The organism is Microbacterium sp. 77mftsu3.1 (assembly GCF_900100525.1).
Taxonomy (GTDB): domain Bacteria; phylum Actinomycetota; class Actinomycetes; order Actinomycetales; family Microbacteriaceae; genus Microbacterium; species Microbacterium aquilitoris.
This window is the reverse complement of record NZ_FNCR01000005.1, coordinates 20,710-40,502: the sequence shown is the minus strand read 5'-3', so window position 1 is coordinate 40,502 and position 19,793 is coordinate 20,710. Positions and strand designations below refer to the sequence as shown.

Genomic DNA, 19,793 nt, shown 5'->3' with positions numbered 1-19,793 from the left:
GGAAGCCCTTCGTAGGATGACGGCATGACGTCGCTGTCCTCCTCCCTGCCCCGGTCCACTCCGTCAGCGCAGGGGGTGGATGCCGCCGGTGTCGACCGTCTGATCGATGCGATCGGTCAGACCGATACCGAGATGCACAGCCTCATGGTGCTCCGCCACGGGCATGTCATCGCGGAGGGGTGGTGGGCGCCGTTCGCGCCCGATCTGAAGCACCTCGTCTACTCGCTGTCGAAGACGTTCACCTCGGCCGCGGCGGGCCTGGCGATCTCGGAGGGGCGCTTCGAGCTCGACGACGTGATGGTCGACCACTTCCCCGAACTCGTTCCCGACGACCTCGATGAGAAGTACCGCCGGTATCTCGTGCGGCACGCCCTCTCGATGTCGAGCGGTCACGAGAGCGAAGCCCTCGACCGCGCCGCGATGGCCTCGCGCGACGCGGGCGGCGATCTGCTCGGCGGCTTCTTCCGTGTCGCGCCGGATCGGGAGCCGGGCACGGTCTTCGCCTACAGTCAGCCCACGATCTACGGTGTCGGACGGTTGGTCGCCAAGACGACCGGTGGCACGATCCTCGACTACCTGCGCCCGCGGCTGCTCGAGCCCCTCGGCATCGACGAGGCGCAGTGGATGATGATCGGCGACGTCGAGATGGGCTTCAGCGGCATCCACGTCTTCACCGAGTCGCTCGCCAAGACCGGTCAGCTCATGCTCGACAAGGGGCGTTGGCAGGGCGAGCAGATCCTCGATCCCGAGTGGGTCGCTGCGGCGACCTCCAAGCAGATGGACAACGACACCGCGCACCGCGGTCCCGGAGCCCCCGACCCGATCGACTGGCAGCAGGGCTACGGATTCCAGTACTGGATGAACCGGAACGGCTTCCGCGGTGACGGCGCGTACGGGCAGTTCATCATCGTCTGGCCCGAAGAGGACGCCGTCATCATCACGACGGCCGAGACCATCGACATGCAGACCCTCCTCAGCCTCATCACCGAGCACCTGCGCCCCGCGATGGCCGGTGCCGGCTCCAAGGACGCGGATACCGCCCTCGCCGAGCGGCTGTCGTCGCTGGCCCTGCCGTTGCCGGATGACATCGGCACGGGCTTCTCGGGAACGTTCGACGTGGACGCGGCCGTCTACCCTCCCGGACCCTTCACGAGCAACGGGCCGGTTCCCGGCGCCGAGCGCGTCGAGGTGACCGAGGCCGACGGCGGCTGGAGCATCCGATTCCTGGGCGAAGGGATCGACGTGACGCTGCCGATCGGGCGAGGCGACTGGGAGGCGGGGGAGTGGCCCGCGCCCGCCGCGGGACTCGACGCGGTGCCGTTCCGCTCCGTCGCCGGCGTCGGTGCCGACGGCACGTGGCACGCACGGCTGCGGATGATCCAGACCCCGCACACCCTTCACGTCGACATCGCGCCGAACGGCCCGGCGTCGCTCGCGTGGCGGTTCCCGCCGCTGCGCGGAGACGGGCCCGCAGGCCACGCGCTGCCGTCGCTCAGCTGACCGGCATCCGACACCCCCTGCTCGTTAGACTGGAGGCAAGGGGTGAGCGTTGACGGACAATGAGCGGGTCAGGACCCGGGACGTCGTCGCCGAGGGGCTCTACATCGCGTCCGCGGCGACACGTTTGGCGTTGAAGAACCGCATCCTGGTCGACATCCTCGTCGACGGCGACGACTTCGATTCCGATCGCTTCGTCGGCGATGCCCGCGACATCCTGATATCCCTCGCTGAAGAGGCCGAAGCGGATGCCGCCCGCACCGAGCGCGAGCGCAAGGCCGCCCGCAACCGCTACTCCGACTCGAGCGGCACGCACGACTACCGCAGTCGCGACGTCCGCAACCTGCGCCGCCGCCGCAAGCAGTCCCTGCACGTCGCGAAGGAGCTGCGCGCCCGGTCGGAAGATAAGGAGGAGCTGCGCAAGCTCATCGCCGATGCGCGCGATGCCGCCTGGGCCGAGGTGTCGAAGAACATCGACCGCTCGCTGAGGATCGCCGCGGCACGTCCCGACCTCGACGCCGACTACGAGCGGATGCGGGTCGCCAGGATGCAGGCGCTGCGCCTGGTCGACCTGCCGAAGCTCCGCGCGCACCGTCGGAGCGTCGCGAAGCAGCAGGCGCTCCGCGACGGCGGCGTCGAACCCGAGCCGATCCTCGAGTCCGATCCCGCCGGGATCGACCCGGGGGAGCTGGAGTAGCGGCCCGATTTCGGATTGGGGCCCGACGTGACGTATGCTGTTCCTCGGCCCGGAAACAGGCCATGCGCCCGTAGCTCAATGGATAGAGCATCTGACTACGGATCAGAAGGTTAGGGGTTCGAGTCCCTTCGGGCGCACACTGTGTTGAGACAGTCCAGTAAAGGCCCCGCTTCGGCGGGGCCTTTACTGTTGACGGTCAGATGCCGGGGATGGCGGCCGGCTGACCTGTCTCGTTGTCGATGATGACGATGCGTCCGCCGTCCTGCCGGACGATCGTGAGGTCGGTGCCGACGGGCATGTGCAGGATCGGGAGCACCGCCGGTTCGAGGTGGATGACGGTGTTGAAGCTTACGACCGCCATGTTCGCGGCGTCGTTGATGTAGTCCTCGTCGTCGATCTCCGAGAGGAAGCGCCAGCCGTTGTCGACGGCATCCGCGGCGTCCTCCCGGAAGGCCCAGCGAACGGGCGCACGATGCTCGAGGACGTTCTTCGACACGACCGAGCCGCCGGAGTTCGGGATGTACTCGGGGATCTGCGGGGTCATGGGTCTCCTTCGATTCTCAGGCGAGCAGCCAGCGGGTGAGTCGCCGGATGACCTCCGGCGCGAGCGACGACGCGTAGGCCTCCGCGTCGTGTCCGAGCGCGCTGTAGGCGGCGCGGCATCCGTTGTTCTCGTTCGTCCAGGCGAGCGGGTGCGCGACCCCGTCGTCGTCGTGCACGAGCAGGACGTCGGCCTCGGGGGAGACCCGCAGCGCCGTGTACGCCTCATCCACCGTGTCGAGATCGGCCAGATCCGCCACGGATGCCGAGACGGGCCGCACGTGCAGCGGTCCGCGCTCGGGGTGAAAGGTCACGTCGCGCACCCAGCGTCCGCCGAGCCGTGCCTCCCACGCCGCGTGCTCCGGCAGCAGCGTCGCCGCGACGTGCAGGACGAGAAGCGGACCGCGGTACCCCGCGAGGATCTCGGCCAGGCGCGAGTCGAGCGGATGCGGCGCGGTGCCGCCGCCCGCATTGATCACGAGTAGGTCCGCAGCGTCGATCCGCGCGGCGAGGTCTTCAAGCGTGTCGACGACGGTGGCGTCGCCCTCCTCCCGGAGCACCTCCGCGACGATCGCACTCGTTTCGACGAACGGATGCCACGGGTCGGCGTAATCCGCACCGCCCGAGAAGACGAGTACACGACGCATCCGCTTACTCTACGAACGATCGCGAGGATCGTTCACCCTCAGTTAAGTTGTGCGCAACTCAATTGCGTGCAACCATAAAGACATGAGAGCGATCGAGCAGATGGTGTGCTTCGGGGTGTACTCGGCCAGCCACGCCTTCGGACAGGCGTATCGGCGCGTGCTCGCGCCGTGGAAGCTGACGTACCCGCAGTACCTCGTCATCGTCGCTCTCGGCGATCAGGAGCCCCGGTCGGTCAAGGAGTTGGGCACTGAGCTCTTCCTCGATTCCGGGACCCTCTCGCCGCTCATCCGCCGCCTCGAGGCGCGCGGCATCGTCTCCCGTTCGCGCAGCCCTCACGACGACCGTGTCGTCGAGGTCTCGCTGACGGACGACGGCCGTGCGCTCCGCTCGGAGCTGTCCGTCGTCGGCGCGGAGATCGCGCGCTGCACCGGACTCGACGAGGAGAAGGCGCGGATGCTGCTCGACGTGGTCCACGACCTGAACCGCGTCATGCGTACCACCGACGAGGCAATCGCCTCCTGACCCGAAGGACATCATGGAAGCTCTCTACACCGCAGAAGCACTCGCAACCGGAGGCGGCCGCAACGGACACGTCCGCACCGTCGACGGCCTCGTCGACACCGACGTGCGCGTTCCCAAGGAGATGGGTGGCGCCGGTGGCGCCCCGAACCCCGAGGTGTTCTTCGCCGCGGGCTACGCCGCGTGCTTCCACAGCGCCCTGCAGTCCGTCGCCCGCGCGCAGAAGGTGACCCTGGAGGACACCAGCGTCGGCTCGCGCGTCAGCATCGGCTCCAACGGCGAGGGCGGCTTCGGTCTCGCTGTGCAGCTCGAGGTCGTCATCCCGAACCTCCCGCACGACCGGGCGCAGGCGCTCGCCGACGCCGCACACCAGGTGTGCCCCTACTCGAACGCCACGCGCGGCAACATCGAGGTCACCGTCACGGTCGTCGAGGACTGATCTCGGCCGGACTCAGACGACGGGGCTCACGCGCAGCCAGCGGAATCCGCAGGCGGGCAGCGTGAGCCCTTCGTCGATTCCGATCTCGACACCCTCGACCAGGTCGAGGGCGGCAGCTGCGAAGCCGGACAGCGTCACCGCCGGAACGTGCGCGGGCTCTGAAGCGATGTTCGCGAGCACCAGCACGACCGACCCGTCACCGGGGCGCTGATACGCGACGACCGACGGAGCGGGGACGTCGAAACCGATCAGGCGCGTCCCGTCGAACTCCGGCGTCGTGTGGCGGACGGCGATGAGCTTCGTGAGGTCGCGGTGGATGCGGCCGGCCGAGGTGGCGGCATCCGTCTTCTGCGCGTAGCGGTCACGCGGCTTCTGACCGCGGTGCGTCCAGCGCGGGTCGTCGCGGCGCTCGGGATCGTCGCGGAACGTCGGGTCGTTCAGCTGACCGACCTCGTCGCCCAGCCACAGCACGGGAAGACCCGGCACGCTCAGCGCGAACGCGTGCGCGAGGGCCACGCGGGCTTCGCCGAGCGGGTTGCCCGCCTCGACCCCGGCGAGCGACGCGGTCGTTCCGGCCACGCCGTCCGCGGTCGCCAGGCCGCGCCCGAACGAGGAGCCGCCCGTGTAGCGAGCGGTGAGCTCGGCGGCATCCGCTCGCCACACCACCGCGTCCGCATCCCGCACCGCGGCGACGTCGAGACTGCCGTCGCGTGCCTCGAGCGCGCGCTGCAGGGGTGTCGCGTCGCCCGTGGCGAGCGCGTGCCAGAGGGGAGCGGAACCGGGGGATGCCGGGAGCACATCGACTCCCGGTGCACCGATCGCCAGCACGGGGGCGAGGACGCCCACCGTGTCGCGAGCCGGAAGGAGGAAGACCTCGACCCCGCGCCCGGCGAGGAAGAGGAGATCGTCCACGAGTCCAGCGAGATCGTCGCGCGCGGGGACGTCGACCGCGAGCGAGATGCCGGACAGACGAAGGTGGGCAGCCAGGTCGGAGAGGCGGTCGATCGATCCGAGACCGGGGTCGCCGCGACGGAGGTCGATCGTGCCGTCCTCCCGGCGGGCGAACGGTGACTGGACGTGCAGCACGCTCACGCCGAGGTCGCGGAGCGCGGGGATCTCGTCACGGAGCCCGGCGAGGTTGCCGGCGTACCTGTCGGCGTAGCAGGCGGCGCCGAGGGCGAACCGCGAACTCGTGCGCACGAGGTTCGCGGCGCGCTGCTCGCCGTGCACCTTGAGGTCGAGGGAGCGACCGTTCGCGGCGACGACCGCCGCCGTCACGAGGTCGACGAGATCGGCAGACGATCCGCGTCGGGCCAGCGCCGCGCGCAGCCCGGGGACGTGCTGGCGGATCCGCTCGGCCGCGGCGTCGTCGATGCGGACGCGCTCCGCGACAGCGGACAGCGTCGCCGCGAGGTCATCCTCGACGGCCCCGATGGTGCTCATGCGGTGGACCTCCCGCCCCCAGCGTAGAGGGCGGGCCCCCGCCGCTCAGTCGGCGCGCGCCACCGTGCGGTCGAGGAACGCGTGGATCGTCGCGTGCAGTGCGGCGGTCGAGGCCGCGTCGATCGCTCCGGAGTGACCGCCCTCGATGGGCTCGAGGTAGTGCACCTCGGCATCCGTCTCGTCTGCCAACCGTGCCGCCATCTTGCGCGCCTGCACGGGGCCGACCCGGTCGTCGCTCGCGGCCGCATAGATGAGGGATGCCGGGTACCGCCGCCCGGGCTCGATGAGGTGATACGGCGAGAAGGTCTTCACGAACTCCCACTCGGCCGGGTCGTCGGGGTCGCCGTACTCCGCGATCCAACTGGCACCGGCCGACAGTCGCGTGTACCGCCTCATGTCGAGGAGGGGCACGCCGCAGACGATCGCCCCGAAGTCGTCGGGGTACTGGGTCAGCATGTTGCCGACGAGCAGGCCGCCGTTGCTGCGGCCGTGGCAGGCGATGCGGTCGGGGGTCGAGACGCCGCGTGCGACGAGGTCGCGCGAGACGGCGGCGAAGTCCTCGTATGCGCGGTGGCGGTTCTCGCGCAGGGCGGCCAGGTGCCACTCGGGTCCGAACTCCCCGCCGCCGCGGATGTTCGCGACGACGTACACGCGTCCCTCCTCGAGCCAGGCGGGGCCGACGATCGTCGGATACTCCGGGGTGAGCGCGTGCTCGAACCCGCCGTAGCCGTTCATGAGGACGGGGAGAGTGCCGGAGCGCTCCCGCGGACCGACCTCGAAGTAGGGCACGCGCGTGCCGTCGGCCGACGTCGCCCAGTGCTGCTCCGCGACGAGTCCGGACGCGTCGAAGGTGGGGCGGCTGCGGTCGACGACGCGGGGCTCGGCACCGGGGGCGATCACCAGGAGCGTCGGGGGAGTGAGGAAGCCGCGAGCGACCACCCACAGCTCGTCGTCCTCGTCGTCGTCGGCGGTGGCGACGCTCGCGCTGAAGAGGTCGGCGTCGCCGAGGCCCAGGTCGATGTCGACTCCGGTCAGCGTCTCGGGATCGAGCGACACGAGCCGGCTCTGCACGCGGTCGAGGATCGTCAGGACCAGGCGCGTGCGGGTCCATGTCCACGTTTCGAGCACCGCCGTGTCGCTCGGGGCGAAGGCGACGCGCAGGTTCGACCCGTCGCCCTCCGTGACGGTCTCGAGTGGACCGATGAGGAGGGTGCCCGACGGATGCGTCGTCTCGCCGATGCGCCACGGGGTCGTGGTCCGCACGGTGACGAGGTCGCCGTGAACATCGACGTTCGCGTCCTGCGGCACGGCGATCAGACGCGGCTCGCCGCCGTCCCAGACCCACGATTCGGAGTGGAAGAAGTCGTGCGCGATGACCACGATCGGCGTCGCCGTACCGCCGGTGCGGTCGACGTGCGCGAACACGCCGACGTCCGAGGCGACACCCGTCACGATGGGCGGCGCGTCCGCGAGCGACTCGCCCCGTCGCCAGGCGCGGGCGCTGATCGGATACCCCGAGTCGGTCACGCCGCCGCCGTGCAGTGCGGTGGCGACGAGCAGGGTGTCGCGGTCGACCCACGCGATCATCGTCTTCTCGGCGTCGAGGGCGAACGGGGTGTCGTCGACGAAACGACGTGCGTCGAGGTCGAACTCGCGCACGACGGTGGCGTCGCCGCCGTCGGGGCTCAGCCGCACGAGCGCCCGCCCGCTGCCCGCAGGTCCGTGAGCCGCGCCCGCGAACGCCCACGCCACGCCTTCCTCGCGGCCGAGCGCGTCGACGTCGAGCAGCACCTCCCAGGTCGGTTCGCCCGCGGCGAAGGCGGCGCGGGATGTCCGTCGCCACAGGCCGCGGGGGTTTGCGGCATCCCGCCACAGGTCGTACATGAGATCGCCGTGGCGGCTCGGGACGACGAGTCGATCGGGGTCCTGAAGGATGCCGGTCAGGCGGCGCTCGAGCGCGGTGCGGGTGTCGCCCAAGAAGGCCGCCTCGGTCTCGGCGGTCCGTTCGGCTGCCCAGGCGCGGGCCTCGGGTCCGTCGATCTCCTCCAACCAGAGGAACGGGTCGGCGGGCTCGGGGGCGGTCTCGTGGGCGCTCATGTCGCCAGCCTAAGGCCGTCTCCGACGTGGGCGTTCGCCGTGCGAGAACCGTTGGCACTCGGTGGGTCAGAGTGCTAATCTGAACGTACTTGAGCCGCAGGGGCTCAACTTTAAGACCACATCACCGAAGGAGAGAATCATGGCAACCTACGACCCGTTCCGTGACATCGACCGCCTGGCGTCGACCCTCTTCGACACGCGCCGCGGCCCGCGACGGATGCCGATGGACCTGTTCCGCGACGGCGACCACTACGTCCTGAACGCCGACCTGCCGGGCATCGACCCGGGCTCGGTCGACATCGACGTGGACGGCCAGCTGCTCACCATCCGCGCCGAGCGCACCGTGGGGGCGGCCGACGGGGTGAAGTGGATCACGCGCGAGCGTGAGACCGCGAGCTTCCTGCGCCAGCTGAACCTCGGCCAGGGCATCGACACCGACGCCATCACGGCGACCTACAGCAACGGTGTGCTCACCGTCACCATCCCGGTGAGCGAGAAGGCCAAGCCACGCAAGGTCGAGGTGGTCGCCGACGGTTCGGCCCCGACCATCTCCGCCCGCGAGAGCGATCCGCAGCCGATCGACCAGTGATCACCGCGGCATCCTCGCACTGACGCGAATCGCCCCGCATCCGTCTCGGATGCGGGGCGATTCGCGTGCGTCACACGCCGCGGAGGCGCGCGGTCAGCTTCTCGAGCTGTGCGAGTTCGTCGTCGGTGAGGACCGACATCCGTTCGGCGATCGTCCGGCCGTGGACCGTCGCCAGCCGACGGAACATCGTCGCGCCCTTGTCGGTGGCGCGGAGGATCGCGCCGCGGCCGTCCTGCGGGTCGGGCTGCTTGGAGACGAGCCCGCGTGCCACCATCCGGTCGACCAGCCGCGAGACGCTGGGCTGGCTGATGAGCATGTTGGCGGTCACGTCGCGCAGGCGTGCGGTGTGCTCATCGCAGCGCGTCACCGTCAGCAGGACGTCGTACTCGGCACCGGACAGCTGATCGTCGTCGAAGTCCCGGGAGATCTCGGCCATGACCTCGTGCTGCGCGCGGAAGAGGCTCTCCCACGCGGCGATGGCGAGGCGTCGATCGGTCATGGCGTCAACTGTATCGCCGCGGGCAGACGCGCCGAGCGCCGATGGTCGCCTCGGCTTCACCGCGCCGTCACGTGCCGTTCGCACGCTCAGGAGAGCATTCTCATGAACTGTGTTGTCGCTATGTCCTGACAAACCCGCGTGTCATCGATAGTCTGCGACGACTCCCGCAACCGATGGAAGTGAGGCGCGCCCGTGAGCGTGAAGAAACAGACAAGACGAGCAGGCAGCCGGACTCGCGGCGCGATCGGGGGCCTCGGCATCCTCGTCGCGTGCACTCTGGCAGCCGTCCCCGCCTTCGCGGCGGACGGATTCACCGAGGCGCAGAAGACGGCGACCTACTCGTCGGACGCGACCGCCTCGACGGGCGATTCGAGCGCTCCCAGCGCCGACAACTGGTCGGTCCGGATGATGGATGTCTTCCAGAACCTCCGCACCGACCGCGGCCCAGGCGGCAATGCGGCCGTCATGGACTACAACGACGAGCTGACGAGCGAGATCAACCGGACGGCCTCGAAGGCGCAGGTCCAGCGGGCCATCGTCGACCAGTACCAGGACATGTCCGTCAGCATGGGCGACGCGTTCGGGAAGAAGCTCGGCGCGATCTACGCCGAGGCCATCGCCGACGGCGAACTGCCCAAGGTGACCTGGCTGCTCAACAAGGAGGGCGGCAAGCTCGGCTCGACCTCGTCGACGAACCCGCCCAAGAACTACTTCGACTACGACCGGCCGTACATCCGTCTCGACAAGACGAAGGACCTCGTCTACCGCGACAAGGAAGGCGGCGACGCGTGGGGTTCCACGAGCGGCTCCTTCCCGTCGGGCCACACGTCGCAGGCGTACTGGCAGGGCACGGCGCTCGCCGAGATGCTGCCCCAGCTCGCGCCGCAGATCCTCGCCCGCACGGCCGAGGCCGGCAACAACCGCGTCGTGATGGCTGCGCACTACCCGCTCGACGTCATCAGCGGCCGCATGATGGGCCAGAAGATCATCGCGCTCCGCCTCGCCGACCCGGCCATGCGCGCGCTCGTCGACGAAGCCGCCGACGAACTGCGCGGCGTTCTGGAGCGCGGCTGCGGCGACACCCTCGAGAACTGCATCAAGAAGGACGTCCCGTACCTGCCGACCGACAAGGCGCTCGCGTACTACGAGGAGCACCTCGGGTACGGCTTCCCCGACATCGGCCCCAAGGGTGAGAAGGTCGTGGTGCCCGCGGGAGCCGAGGAGCTGCTCGTCTCGTCCCACCCCGACCTGACGCCGGCGCAGCGTCGACAGGTGCTCGCGCTGACCGCCGAGGACTCCGGTAACCCCCTCGACGTGGGTGAGCAGGAGAGCTGGCAGCGGATGAACCTCGCGGCGGCTATGGCCGCGAAGGTCACCGTGAAGGCGGACGGCTCGGTCGTGATCGGCGACGGAAGCGTCGAGCCCACCCCGCAGCCCCAGCCGAGCCCGGGCCCGCAGCCCGAGCCCACCCCGGCCCCGGAGCCGACGCCGGCTCCCACGGCTGAGCCCACTCCCGCGCCCGCACCGACCGGTTCGCCCGAGCCGACCCCCGCTCCCCAGCCGACGCTCCCGTCGACCGGCGGCACCCCTGGTGCGCCGGTCGCGAACGGTGACGACCTGCCGGCTGCGGCAGAGGGCGGCATCCAGGCGTCCGTCCGCGGCGACCGCGTCGTCGTCTCGGGGCTGACGGCCGGCGAGCGGTACTCCGGGTTCCTGTACTCGACGCCGACGGCGCTCGGACAGGTGACGGCGGATGCCGCCGGTGCCGCGAGCTTCGCGCTGCCGAACGACGTCGAGCCCGGCGCCCATCGGGTCGCCGTCGTCGACGAGTCCGGCGATCTCGTCGGATGGGCCGCGGTGACCGTCTCGAGCGGTGCGGTCGCGGCGGCTGACGGCGACGAGCTGGCGTCGACCGGTGGTCAGGCCGGGCCGCTGTGGGTCGCAGGCAGTGCCGGTGCGGCGCTTCTCGCGCTCGGGACGGTGCTCGTGATGCGCCGCCGCCGGAGCGAGACCGCCTGACGGGTGATGCAGTAAGGGCCGGCTGGAGAGGCATCCAGCCGGCCCTTGTCCCTTTGCACCAAGAGTGTCCTGCAATCACATGTCGGTAGCTGCCACAGCAAAACATCTACCGTGCAATGACTGTATAACGGCGAGATAACGGTGGCAAGGAATTCCTGTTATCAATTTGTGATGAGCAAGCTCGGTGTCCGGTGTGGCCCTCACCGCGCCGCGGCGGCGGTCGTCCGCTGCTGCCCGATCGCCCACACATAGGGGACGGGCGTGCCGTTGATCGCCCAGTCGCCGACGATGCGTTGCTTGAAGATGACGGGGTTGTGCGACGACACAGCGCGGGCGTTGCGCCAGAAGCGGTCGAGGCGCTTCGTCTCGGAGACAGCCGACGCGCCGAGCGCGTTGAGCACGGTGCTCGTCGCCTCGAGGGAGAGGGACGTGAGGACGATCTGTCCCTGGGCGGACTCGATCTCGGCGCGCTGATTGGCGCGTTCCTCGGCCTCGGGATCGCTCGCGAAGCGCGCCACGTAGGCGTCCTGCGCGGATTCGGCCGCCCGCACCGCGACCGCCCGGGCAGCGAACCCCTGCGCCGTCGCCACCCCGACGGTCTGCTGCACGAGCGGATCCTCTGCCCAGGTTCCGGCGGAGCCGTGGCTGAAGACACGCGTGCGGGCGCGGGCGTGTGCCGCGACCTCCCGCGCCGCGCCCGCGACGAGGCCGGCCTGCGTGGCGAGGTGGACGAGCTGGTAGAAGGCCGTCTGGTAGCGGAAGCGATCGGCGAAGACGGTGATGTCGTCGGGATCGACGCGGGCGTCCTCGAGGATCGTCGTGCCGCTGCCGGTCGTGCGCTGCCCGAAGCCGTCCCAGTCGTCGTGGACGGTCACGCCGGGTTGATCGGCGCGCACGATCGCGATCACGGGGACGCCGTCGTGCTCTGCGTACACGTCGAGCCAGTCGGCGAAGATGCTCCCGGTGCTGTAGAACTTGGTGCCGTTGACGACGAGGTCGTCGCCGCGACGGGTGACCTTCGTGTTGACGTCGCCGACCTTCACCTCGCCGATCTCGGTCCAGGCGTTCCCGGCGATCTCGCCCGAGACGAAGCGCGTGAACCAGGCCGACTGGTCGACGGTCGCGTGCTGGTTGAGGCGGTCCTCGACGTAGGCGAAGTGGCCCCGCAGCGCCTGCGGGATGTTGGAGTCGGCGGCAGCGAGCTCGGTGAGCAGCTCGATCAGCTGGGGGAGGGATGCCCCGGACCCGCCGTACGCACGCGGGACACGGACGGCGCCGAACCCGGCATCGGTGAGCAGCCGGATCTCCTCGCGCGGCAGCCGACGGTCGTTCTCGCGGTCCACCGCGCCGTCGGCGATCTGCGCGAACAACGGCCGGAACCGCGCCGCGAGCGTCTCGTAGTCGGTGCCGAGCGAGAGCTCGTCGTGGCGTGCGGGGTCGTGATGCCGGGTCATGTCGTCGCCTCTCAGCAGTGGGGGTCGTGGTCGTCGCACCCTTGCTACTCGCCGAATCCGCGCGGGGCGCGTTTGTGACGTGAATCGCGGCATCCCGTCGTCACGGGCCGACACACACCGTCACGCCCCGACACACGCGTTCACATCGATTGACACTGCCCGGCGCCCGGGCGGAAGGTTCCGGGGAACCCATCCGATCGCGTCGCCCGCCCGCGTCGCCAGCCCACGGAGAACACCATGACCGAGCAGACATCCTCGTTCGACCAGGCCTCGACCCACGAGCCGCTGAAGTTCGCGTACTGGGTGCCCAACGTCAGCGGCGGCCTCGTGGTGTCGAACATCGAGCAGCGGACGTCGTGGGACTACGACTACAACGTGAAGCTCGCTCAGACGGCCGAGCGCGTCGGGTTCGAGTACGCCCTGAGCCAGGTGCGCTACCTGTCGAGCTACGGCGCTGCTCAGCAGCACGAGTCGACGTCGATCAGCCTCGCCCTGCTCCTCGCGACCGAGAAGCTGAAGGTCATCGCCGCCGTCCACCCGGGCCTGTGGGAGCCGGCCGTGCTGGCCAAGTTCATCCTCACGGCCGACCAGTTCTCGAAGGGCCGCGCGGCCGTCAACGTCGTCTCGGGCTGGTTCAAGGACGAGTACACGAAGCTCGGCCTCCCGTGGCTCGAGCACGACGAGCGCTACCGCCGCTCCGCCGAGTTCATCGAGGTGCTGCGAAAGCTCTGGACCGAGGAGAACGTGCAGTTCCACGGCGACTTCTATCGCGTGAACGACTTCACGCTGCGCCCCGGCCCCTACCCGGTGCCCGGCCGCCCGCATCCCGAGATCTTCCAGGGCGGCAACTCGACGGCGGCACGGTTCAACGGCGGCGCCCACTCCGACTGGTACTTCTCCAACGGCAAGGACTTCGACGGATTCACCGAGCAGTACGACGACGTCACCCGGGTCGCCGCTGAGCACGGCCGAACCGTGCGGTTCGGTCTGAACGGGTTCGCGATCGTCCGCGACACCGAGGCGGAAGCGCGCGAGCAGCTGCGCGAGATCATCGCGCAGGCCGATCCGGCGTCCGTCGAAGGCTTCCGCAAGTCGGTGCAGCAGGCCGGGGCATCCACCGCGGACCGCAAGGGGATGTGGGCCGACTCCTCGTTCGAGGACCTCGTGCAGTACAACGACGGCTTCCGCACCCAGCTGTTCGGTCCGCCCGAGCAGGTCGCCGAGCGCATCATCGCCTACAAGAAGCGCGGGGTGGACCTGTTCCTGCTCGGCTTCCTGCACTTCCAGGAGGAGCTCGAGGCGTTCGGCGAGAAGGTCATCCCGATCGTCCGCGAGCTGGAGGCCGACCTCGCCCGCACCGGCGACCCGATCGGCGTCGCCCGCTGATCAGGGGCGGATGAGGACCTTCAGCGCCTCCCTCGAATCCATCAGGCGGTAGCCCTCGGCGATGTCGTCGAGGGGGAGCTCGCGGTCGAAGACCTTGCCCGGCTCGATGGTGCCGTCGAGCACCTGGGGGATGGCGCCCTCGAGGTAGGCGCGGACGGTGGCCGGCCCGCCGGTGAGGGTCGCGTTCTTGCCGAACAGCGAGGTGAACCCGACCGCGGCATCCTCGTACTGGGGGACGCCGACGCGCGAGATGACGCCGCCGGGGCGGACGATGCCGTAAGCCTGCTCGTATGCCGGCATGTGGCCGACCGCCTCGAGGACGACATGGGCGCCCTCGCCGCCGGTGATCTCGAGCACCTTCGCGACGCCGTCCTCGCCGCGCTCGGCGACGACGTGTGTCGCCCCGAACTCGCGGCCGAGGTCGGTGCGGGCGGTGTGCCGGCCCATCAGGATGATGGTCTCGGCGCCGAGCTGCCGCGCAGCCAGCACGGCGGAGAGGCCCACCGCTCCGTCGCCGATCACCGCGACGGTCTTGCCCGCCTCGACGCCGCCGCGGATAGCCGCGTGGTAGCCGGTGAGGTAGACGTCGGACAGCGTCAGCAGCGACGGCATGAGCGCCTCGTCGGTGCCGGCTGGGATGGCGACGGCGGTGCCGTCGGCGTACGGCACCCGCAGCTTCTCGGCTTGGGTGGCGGATGCGGCGCCGTCGAAGAAGCCCCCATGGATGCAGGAGGTCGTGATCCCGTCGCGGCAGAACGTGCAGGTGCCGTCGGACCAGGCGAAGGGGACGATGACGGTGTCGCCGACCCGGAGGGTCGTCACGTCCTCGCCGATCCGCTCCACCACGCCGACGGCCTCGTGCCCCATGCGGCGTCCCTCGGGGGTGTCCTCGAGGTCGTGATACGGGTGCAGGTCGGAGCCGCAGACGCACGCGTAGGTGACGCGGATGATCGCGTCCGTGGGCGCTTCGAGGGTGGGCTCGGGTACGTCGATGACGCGGACGTCGCCCGCGGAGTAAATGAGGGTTGCGCGCATGACTTCTGTTCCTTGTCTCAGTGGTCAGTCGATGATCTCGACGGTGACGGGTCCGCCCACGAGGAGCGCCAGTTGTTCTTCGGTGGCGTCGTAGGTGCCGATGTGGAGCGTGTCGTCGGAGTACTCGATCCCGGAGGCGTCGTAGTAGAACCCGAGGTTCCCCCAGGGTGAGTAGTAGATGAGGTCGCCGTCCTCCGGGTCGGAGCCCGGTGATCCCTGCCAGGCGAGTTCGCGGGGCAGGGAGGCGATCTTCTCCCGGCTGTTCAGGTCCTCGAACGACAGCTCGGCCGGGAGGAGGGATAGGAGATCGCGCACCGCCGGGCTGTCCTCGCCGATCGTGACGTCGATCGTGGTGCGGTCGGACGAGAACCGGATGCGCGTCCCCACGACCTCCGCCGGAACGGATGCCGAGGCCGAGGGCGCGTCCGGGCGGGTCGCCGCGGGCTGCGGAGTGGGTTCGGCGGCGCAGCCGCCCAGCAGGGCCACGCCGAGCAGCCCGAAGCCGACAGCTGCCCTGCGGCGCGGCATCCGTCCGCGGGGGTCGCCGATCACGAGGCGCTCCCGACCTGCGGGGAGCGGACCGCCGATGCGGTGCGTCCGCGGGCGAGGAACAGGAAGGAGGCGCCCGCGAGGAGGACGGAGACCGTTGTGACGATGCCGAGCGGCAGGATGCTGAGGGCACCGGCGACCCCGACCAGCGGAGCCGCGATCCCCCCGAACCCGAACCTCACCATCCCGAGGAGGGATGAGGCCGTGCCCGCCATCCGCGGATAGTCGGCGAGGGCGAGGGTCGTCGCCGGGGGAGACGAGATCGCGACCCCGCCCGCCAGGAGGAACAGCGACACGATGACGACCCACAGGGGAAGGGCGGTGAGGCCGGCGACGAGGAGTCCGATCGCGCCGACACCTGACGTCAGGACGCCGGCGGTCAGGGTGCCGGGAATGCTCCACCGCTCGGCGGAGCGCCCGGCGAGGTGTCCCAGGGTCATGAAGCCCGCCGAGTTCAGCCCGAAAGCGAGCGCGTAGCCGAGCGGGGACAGCCCGTAGACGTCCTGCAGGACGAAGGTCGATCCGGCGAGGTAGGCGAACAGGGCGGCGTAGAGGAACCCCTGGTTCAGGACGGCCCCGACGAATGCCCGGTCCCGCAGGAGCGTCCGGAAGTCGGCGACGGTGTGCGCGAAGCCGCCGGCGGTCCGCTCCTCGGGTGCCAGCGTCTCGGGGAACATCCGCAGCGTGACGACCAGGATGGCCGCCCCGATCGCGGCGAGGAAGACGAACAGGCCGCGCCAGTCCGTGACCGCGTCGAGGAGTCCGCCGAGGAGGGGCCCGATGATCGCGGCGAGGCCGCCGACGACCGTCAGGCGCCCGTAGAACCGGATCAACGCGCCGCCCGTGTAAACATCGCGGCCCGCGGCCTGCGAGATGACGATGCCGACCCCGCCGGCCAGCCCCTGCACGAACCGGGCCGCGATCAGCAGTTCGACCGTTGGGCTCAGCGCGCACACCGCCGACATCAGGATGTACGCGGCGATGCCGACGAGCAGGATGCCGCGGCGTCCGAACCGGTCCGACAGGGGGCCCGCGATCAGCTGGCCGGCGGCGAGCCCGATCAGGCAGGCGGTGACGGTGAGCTGAGCCACGGAGGTGACGGCGTCGAGCTCCGCCGTCAGCGCGGGGAGGGCCGGGAGGTAGAGGTCCATCGAGATCGGGCCGAACACGGTCAGCAGCAGGAGCAGGGTCGGCAGCGCCCTCCGGGAGCCGGTGCGTTGCGTGAGAGCGGATGCGGTCATGTCCTTCAGCGTCGTCGCGCTCGGGCGCGGGCGGGAGTCCCTGCCGGAAGGTGTACCGAGAGGGCATCCCTGATCCGGCTCGGCCGATCTAGCCTGTGGGCATGGACAATCGAGCCGAGGTCCGTGAGTTCCTCATGACGCGTCGGGCACGCGTGACGCCGGATGCGGCGGGGATCCCCGCGGGACCGGGCCGAAGGGTCGAGGGGCTCCGGCGCAGCGAGGTCGCTGCCCTCGCCGGCGTGAGCGTGGAGTACTACGCCAAGCTCGAACGAGGAGCGATCGCGGGCGCGTCCGGTGCGGTGCTGGAGTCCCTGTCCCGCGCCTTGCACCTCTCCGACGCCGAGCACGCGCACCTTCTCGACCTCGCACGCAACGCCGACGGGATTCCCGCCTCGGGGCGCCATCGTCGCCGCGCCTCCAAGTCGGGGCCGATCCGTCCGAGCCTCGAGTGGGCGCTGTCGTCGGTCACGGATGCGGTGGCCGTCGTGCGCGACCAGCGTCAGGACCTGATCGCGTTCAACGATCTCGGCCGAGCCTTCTACTCGCCTCTCATCGGTGACGGCGGACGCGTCCCGAACTTCGCACGCTTCCAGTTCCTCGATCCCGTCGCGCGGGACTTCTATCCGGACTGGGATCTGTTCGCGGACATGTGCGTCGCCGTCATCCGCGCCGAGGCCGGCCGCGACCCGCACGACAAGGGCATCCAGGATCTCGTCGGCGAACTGTCGACCCGCAGCGACGAGTTCCGGGAGCTGTGGGCCGCCCACAACGTCCGTGCCCACGGTTCCGGGAAGAAGCGCTTCCGGCATCCCGCGGTCGGCGAACTCACCCTCGTGTACGAGGAGCTCGCCGTCACCGCCGAGCCCGGTCGTGTCCTGTTGATCTACAGCGCCGAGCCCGGCTCACCCTCGGCGGAGCGGTTGGGGCTGCTCGGGTCGTTGGCGGCGGACGATCGCTCCCGCGTCAGCCCGCCGGCGGGCTGACGCGGGAGCGATCAGCTCCGGTACACCTGCACGACCGACGGTCGAGGCGCGTTGGGGATGTCGCCCCGTCGCGTCGAGCCGTAGTCGGGGAACAGCGAGGTGGGAGCTGCGACGGTGCCGTTCTCGCCGGGATGCTGCACCGCGACGAACACCAGCTGTTCCCGCGCGTGGATCACGGGGCCGCACGTCTCCGCCTCGCGGGGCACGGCGAGGAACTGCTCCACGTGGCCGCGCTCCCGTCCGGTGAGCGGGACCCGGAACAGGCCGTCGTTGAACCCGATCGTGCTCGGGGCGCCGTCGGTCGAGATCCAGAGGTTGCCGTCCTCGTCGAACGCGAGGTTGTCGGGGCAGGAGATCGGCGACACCTTGTCCTTCGGGTAGCCCGCGAAGTAGGTGCTCGGGTCGGACGGGTTGCCGCACTGCAGCAGGATGCTCCAGCCGAACGACGTGCCCGCCTGACCGTGGCGCTCGGTGATCTCGAGCACGTGACCGAAGCGGTTGCCGGTGCGGGGGTTCGCCTCATCCACCATCGACGTCTTGCCGCGGTCGGAGTTGTTCGTCAGGGCCACGTAGATCTTGCCGGTGCGGAGGCTCGGCTGCACGTCCTCGGGGCGGTCCATCTTCGTCGCGCCCATCTTGTCGGCGGCGAGGCGCGTGTAGACGAGGACCTCGTCGATCGTCATGCCGGGCACGACGCTCTTGCCGTGCCGGGTCAGCGCGATCCACTCGCCCGTGCCGTCGAAGGCGCCGTCGGAGGGAAGCTTCCCGGATCCGTCGATCTGGCTCGCGGGGGAGTCGCCGCGGAAGCGCGCGACGTACAGGTCGCCCTCCGAGAGCAGCGACATGTTCTTCTTGCGTGACGAGCTGATGCGGTTCTTCGACACGAACTTGTAGAGGTAGTCGTTGCGCTCGTCGTCGCCCATGTAGGCCACGACGCGGCGGTCCTCCGCGACGATGACGTTCGCGCCCTCGTGCTTGAACCGACCCATCGCGGTGTGCTTCTTGGGCGTCGAGGTGGGGTCGTCCGGGTCGATCTCGACGATGTACCCGAAGCGGTTGGGTTCGTTGACGTAGCCGGGGTCGAACGAGTTGAACCGCGGGTCGTAGGCCTCCCAGCCGGTCGAGGTCGTCCGCGAGGCGCTCGCCTGGTAGCGCTTCTGGCCGGCCGTGTCGGCGGCCCACGCGAAGTAGCCGTTGAAGTTCTCCTCGCCCGAGAGGATCGTGCCCCACGGGGTCGTGCCGCCCGAGCAGTTGCCGAGCGTGCCGTGGACCCAGCGGCCCTCGGGGTCGGCGGCGGTCTTCACCAGGTCGGAACCGGCGGCGGGGCCGGTCAGTTCGAACACTGTCTCGACCGTGATGCGCCGGTTGCGGCGCCCGTCGACGACGTAGCGCCACGGTGTGCCGCGGCGACGACGCGTGATCTCGACCACGGACATGCCCTGGGCCGCCTTGAACACCTCACCGCGACGGCGGAGCTCGGCGGCATCCGTCGACGGCGGGAACATGATGTTCGGGTTCACGTACTCGTGGTTGTTGACGAGGACGCCGGTCCTGCCGGAGCGGTCGGCGAGGATGTCGAGGTAGTCGCTGTTGTAGCCGAACTGGCGCTCCTGCGCTGCGCGGCTCTGCCCCTCGAGCGAGAACGTCGGCGCGTCCGAGAACAGCGGGTCGCCCCAGCGGATGATCGGCGACCACGTGTAGCCCTTCGGGACCGTGAGCGCGTCGACGGATGCCGGGACCGGAGCGATCGGCTGGAACGGCAGGCTGTGGTGATTCCAGCCCCAATGGGACTCGACCGCCCCGCCCGTCGTGGCGGCGGATGCGGCCTGGGGGGTGAGGACGCCGAACGCGTCCGTCGCGACCACGACGGCGCCCGCGGCCGCGGCGCCGATGAGCATGCGGCGCGAGAGGGCGAGCTCGGCGATGCTGCGGAACGTCGGGTTGTCCGACCCGTTGCATTCGGGGCCGAGGCACGCGTTCGCGCACTTGAACTGGCAGGTCACGGCGGAGCGCTTTCCGACGGCGTGGGCGGCGAGCGGCAGGTTCGTGCGGGTGGTGGGGGGTTCCACAGTGGTCACAGGGGGTCCTCTCGTGCAGATCCGTTCCAGGATCCGTCGGCGTTCCTGCGACGGGGTGAATCACCGGTGAACAGCGCGTG

Annotated in this window: 18 protein-coding genes and 1 tRNA gene; 9 read left to right on the top strand and 10 right to left on the bottom strand. The window is 70.1% G+C overall.

Annotated features, from left to right (window positions below; translation table 11 throughout):
* The first annotated feature begins 24 nt into the window (after positions 1 to 24).
* The 3 genes from BLR68_RS13100 (at position 25) to BLR68_RS13090 (ending at position 2,331) form a co-directional block, all read left to right on the top strand.
* The gene (locus BLR68_RS13100; RefSeq protein ID WP_018185516.1) at positions 25 to 1,500 is read left to right on the top strand and encodes a serine hydrolase domain-containing protein; all 1,476 of its coding nucleotides are present in this window, start codon (positions 25 to 27) and stop codon (positions 1,498 to 1,500) included.
* A gap of 49 nt (positions 1,501 to 1,549) precedes the next feature.
* Positions 1,550 to 2,194, top strand: a complete 645-nt coding sequence (locus tag BLR68_RS13095; RefSeq protein ID WP_018185515.1) for a hypothetical protein — start codon at positions 1,550 to 1,552, stop codon at positions 2,192 to 2,194.
* A 64-nt stretch (positions 2,195 to 2,258) separates the two neighbouring features.
* Positions 2,259 to 2,331: transfer RNA gene (locus BLR68_RS13090), tRNA-Arg, on the top strand.
* 59 nt (positions 2,332 to 2,390) lie between these two features.
* On the opposite strand, the gene BLR68_RS13085 is transcribed toward BLR68_RS13090, so the two are convergent.
* A complete protein-coding gene (locus BLR68_RS13085) occupies positions 2,391 to 2,738 on the bottom strand; it encodes a DUF2185 domain-containing protein (RefSeq protein WP_018185514.1) in 348 nt (115 codons plus the stop codon).
* A 16-nt stretch (positions 2,739 to 2,754) separates the two neighbouring features.
* Positions 2,755 to 3,381 carry a ThuA domain-containing protein gene (locus BLR68_RS13080; protein ID WP_018185513.1) on the bottom strand — a complete coding sequence of 209 codons (627 nt, stop codon included), beginning with the start codon at positions 3,379 to 3,381 and terminating at the stop codon, positions 2,755 to 2,757.
* Between the two features lie 100 nt (positions 3,382 to 3,481).
* On the opposite strand from BLR68_RS13080, the gene BLR68_RS13075 reads away from it, so the two are divergent.
* The gene (locus BLR68_RS13075; RefSeq protein WP_018185512.1) at positions 3,482 to 3,904 is read left to right on the top strand and encodes a MarR family winged helix-turn-helix transcriptional regulator; all 423 of its coding nucleotides are present in this window, start codon (positions 3,482 to 3,484) and stop codon (positions 3,902 to 3,904) included.
* Positions 3,905 to 3,917: 13 nt separating this feature from the next.
* Entirely contained in the window at positions 3,918 to 4,340 is a 423-nt protein-coding gene (locus BLR68_RS13070; RefSeq protein ID WP_018185511.1) for an organic hydroperoxide resistance protein, read from the top strand.
* A gap of 12 nt (positions 4,341 to 4,352) precedes the next feature.
* Here BLR68_RS13070 and BLR68_RS13065 read toward each other — a convergent pair whose 3' ends face one another.
* Both BLR68_RS13065 and BLR68_RS13060 read right to left on the bottom strand, forming a co-directional pair.
* The gene (locus BLR68_RS13065; RefSeq protein ID WP_018185510.1) at positions 4,353 to 5,783 is read right to left on the bottom strand and encodes an alpha-amylase family glycosyl hydrolase; all 1,431 of its coding nucleotides are present in this window, start codon (positions 5,781 to 5,783) and stop codon (positions 4,353 to 4,355) included.
* 45 nt (positions 5,784 to 5,828) lie between these two features.
* On the bottom strand, positions 5,829 to 7,880 hold the full coding sequence (locus BLR68_RS13060) for a prolyl oligopeptidase family serine peptidase (protein ID WP_018185509.1): 2,052 nt from the start codon (positions 7,878 to 7,880) through the stop codon (positions 5,829 to 5,831).
* 139 nt (positions 7,881 to 8,019) lie between these two features.
* Here BLR68_RS13060 and BLR68_RS13055 point away from each other — a divergent pair, with 139 nt between their 5' ends.
* Positions 8,020 to 8,469 (top strand): Hsp20/alpha crystallin family protein, encoded by a 450-nt coding sequence (locus BLR68_RS13055; protein ID WP_018185508.1) that lies wholly within the window; start codon positions 8,020 to 8,022, stop codon positions 8,467 to 8,469.
* A 70-nt stretch (positions 8,470 to 8,539) separates the two neighbouring features.
* On the opposite strand, the gene BLR68_RS13050 is transcribed toward BLR68_RS13055, so the two are convergent.
* On the bottom strand, positions 8,540 to 8,968 hold the full coding sequence (locus BLR68_RS13050; RefSeq protein WP_018185507.1) for a MarR family winged helix-turn-helix transcriptional regulator: 429 nt from the start codon (positions 8,966 to 8,968) through the stop codon (positions 8,540 to 8,542).
* A gap of 192 nt (positions 8,969 to 9,160) precedes the next feature.
* Between BLR68_RS13050 and BLR68_RS13045 the strand changes: the two genes are divergently transcribed.
* A complete protein-coding gene (locus BLR68_RS13045) occupies positions 9,161 to 10,987 on the top strand; it encodes an acid phosphatase (protein ID WP_018185506.1) in 1,827 nt (608 codons plus the stop codon).
* Positions 10,988 to 11,187: 200 nt separating this feature from the next.
* On the opposite strand, the gene BLR68_RS13040 is transcribed toward BLR68_RS13045, so the two are convergent.
* The gene (locus BLR68_RS13040; RefSeq protein WP_018185505.1) at positions 11,188 to 12,441 is read right to left on the bottom strand and encodes an acyl-CoA dehydrogenase family protein; all 1,254 of its coding nucleotides are present in this window, start codon (positions 12,439 to 12,441) and stop codon (positions 11,188 to 11,190) included.
* 237 nt (positions 12,442 to 12,678) lie between these two features.
* Between BLR68_RS13040 and sfnG the strand changes: the two genes are divergently transcribed.
* Positions 12,679 to 13,827: a dimethylsulfone monooxygenase SfnG gene (gene sfnG / locus BLR68_RS13035; protein ID WP_018185504.1), complete on the top strand. Its 1,149-nt coding sequence runs from the start codon at positions 12,679 to 12,681 to the stop codon at positions 13,825 to 13,827.
* Here the strand turns inward: sfnG and BLR68_RS13030 are convergent, their stop codons facing one another.
* Genes BLR68_RS13030 through BLR68_RS13020 form a run of 3 tightly spaced genes read right to left on the bottom strand, consistent with a single transcriptional unit; the run spans position 13,828 to position 16,652 of the window.
* Positions 13,828 to 14,862: a zinc-binding dehydrogenase gene (locus BLR68_RS13030; RefSeq protein WP_018185503.1), complete on the bottom strand. Its 1,035-nt coding sequence runs from the start codon at positions 14,860 to 14,862 to the stop codon at positions 13,828 to 13,830.
* 24 nt (positions 14,863 to 14,886) lie between these two features.
* Complete coding sequence (locus BLR68_RS13025) at positions 14,887 to 15,414, bottom strand: cyclophilin-like fold protein (protein ID WP_018185502.1); 528 nt, start codon at positions 15,412 to 15,414, stop codon at positions 14,887 to 14,889.
* Positions 15,411 to 16,652, bottom strand: coding sequence for a multidrug effflux MFS transporter (locus BLR68_RS13020; protein ID WP_018185501.1), 1,242 nt, complete (start codon positions 16,650 to 16,652; stop codon positions 15,411 to 15,413). Before BLR68_RS13020 ends, BLR68_RS13025 begins: the two co-directional genes overlap by 4 nt.
* Before the next feature lie 101 nt (positions 16,653 to 16,753).
* Between BLR68_RS13020 and BLR68_RS13015 the strand changes: the two genes are divergently transcribed.
* On the top strand, positions 16,754 to 17,635 hold the full coding sequence (locus BLR68_RS13015; protein WP_018185500.1) for a helix-turn-helix transcriptional regulator: 882 nt from the start codon (positions 16,754 to 16,756) through the stop codon (positions 17,633 to 17,635).
* Positions 17,636 to 17,646: 11 nt separating this feature from the next.
* Here BLR68_RS13015 and BLR68_RS13010 read toward each other — a convergent pair whose 3' ends face one another.
* On the bottom strand, positions 17,647 to 19,713 hold the full coding sequence (locus BLR68_RS13010; RefSeq protein WP_018185499.1) for a PhoX family protein: 2,067 nt from the start codon (positions 19,711 to 19,713) through the stop codon (positions 17,647 to 17,649).
* Positions 19,714 to 19,793: the final 80 nt, after the last annotated feature.

Bases quoted from the DNA above. Each gene is read 5' to 3' on its own strand.
- BLR68_RS13100 (WP_018185516.1), top strand. From the start codon at position 25: ATGACGTCGCTGTCCTCCTCCCTGCCCCGGTCCACTCCGTCAGCGCAG.
- BLR68_RS13085 (WP_018185514.1), bottom strand. From the start codon at position 2,738: ATGACCCCGCAGATCCCCGAGTACATCCCGAACTCCGGCGGCTCGGTC.
- BLR68_RS13080 (WP_018185513.1), bottom strand. From the start codon at position 3,381: ATGCGTCGTGTACTCGTCTTCTCGGGCGGTGCGGATTACGCCGACCCG.
- BLR68_RS13075 (WP_018185512.1), top strand. From the start codon at position 3,482: ATGGTGTGCTTCGGGGTGTACTCGGCCAGCCACGCCTTCGGACAGGCG.
- BLR68_RS13070 (WP_018185511.1), top strand. From the start codon at position 3,918: ATGGAAGCTCTCTACACCGCAGAAGCACTCGCAACCGGAGGCGGCCGC.
- BLR68_RS13065 (WP_018185510.1), bottom strand. From the start codon at position 5,783: ATGAGCACCATCGGGGCCGTCGAGGATGACCTCGCGGCGACGCTGTCC.
- BLR68_RS13060 (WP_018185509.1), bottom strand. From the start codon at position 7,880: ATGAGCGCCCACGAGACCGCCCCCGAGCCCGCCGACCCGTTCCTCTGG.
- BLR68_RS13055 (WP_018185508.1), top strand. From the start codon at position 8,020: ATGGCAACCTACGACCCGTTCCGTGACATCGACCGCCTGGCGTCGACC.
- BLR68_RS13050 (WP_018185507.1), bottom strand. From the start codon at position 8,968: ATGACCGATCGACGCCTCGCCATCGCCGCGTGGGAGAGCCTCTTCCGC.
- BLR68_RS13040 (WP_018185505.1), bottom strand. From the start codon at position 12,441: ATGACCCGGCATCACGACCCCGCACGCCACGACGAGCTCTCGCTCGGC.
- sfnG (WP_018185504.1), top strand. From the start codon at position 12,679: ATGACCGAGCAGACATCCTCGTTCGACCAGGCCTCGACCCACGAGCCG.
- BLR68_RS13030 (WP_018185503.1), bottom strand. From the start codon at position 14,862: ATGCGCGCAACCCTCATTTACTCCGCGGGCGACGTCCGCGTCATCGAC.
- BLR68_RS13020 (WP_018185501.1), bottom strand. From the start codon at position 16,652: ATGACCGCATCCGCTCTCACGCAACGCACCGGCTCCCGGAGGGCGCTG.
- BLR68_RS13015 (WP_018185500.1), top strand. From the start codon at position 16,754: ATGGACAATCGAGCCGAGGTCCGTGAGTTCCTCATGACGCGTCGGGCA.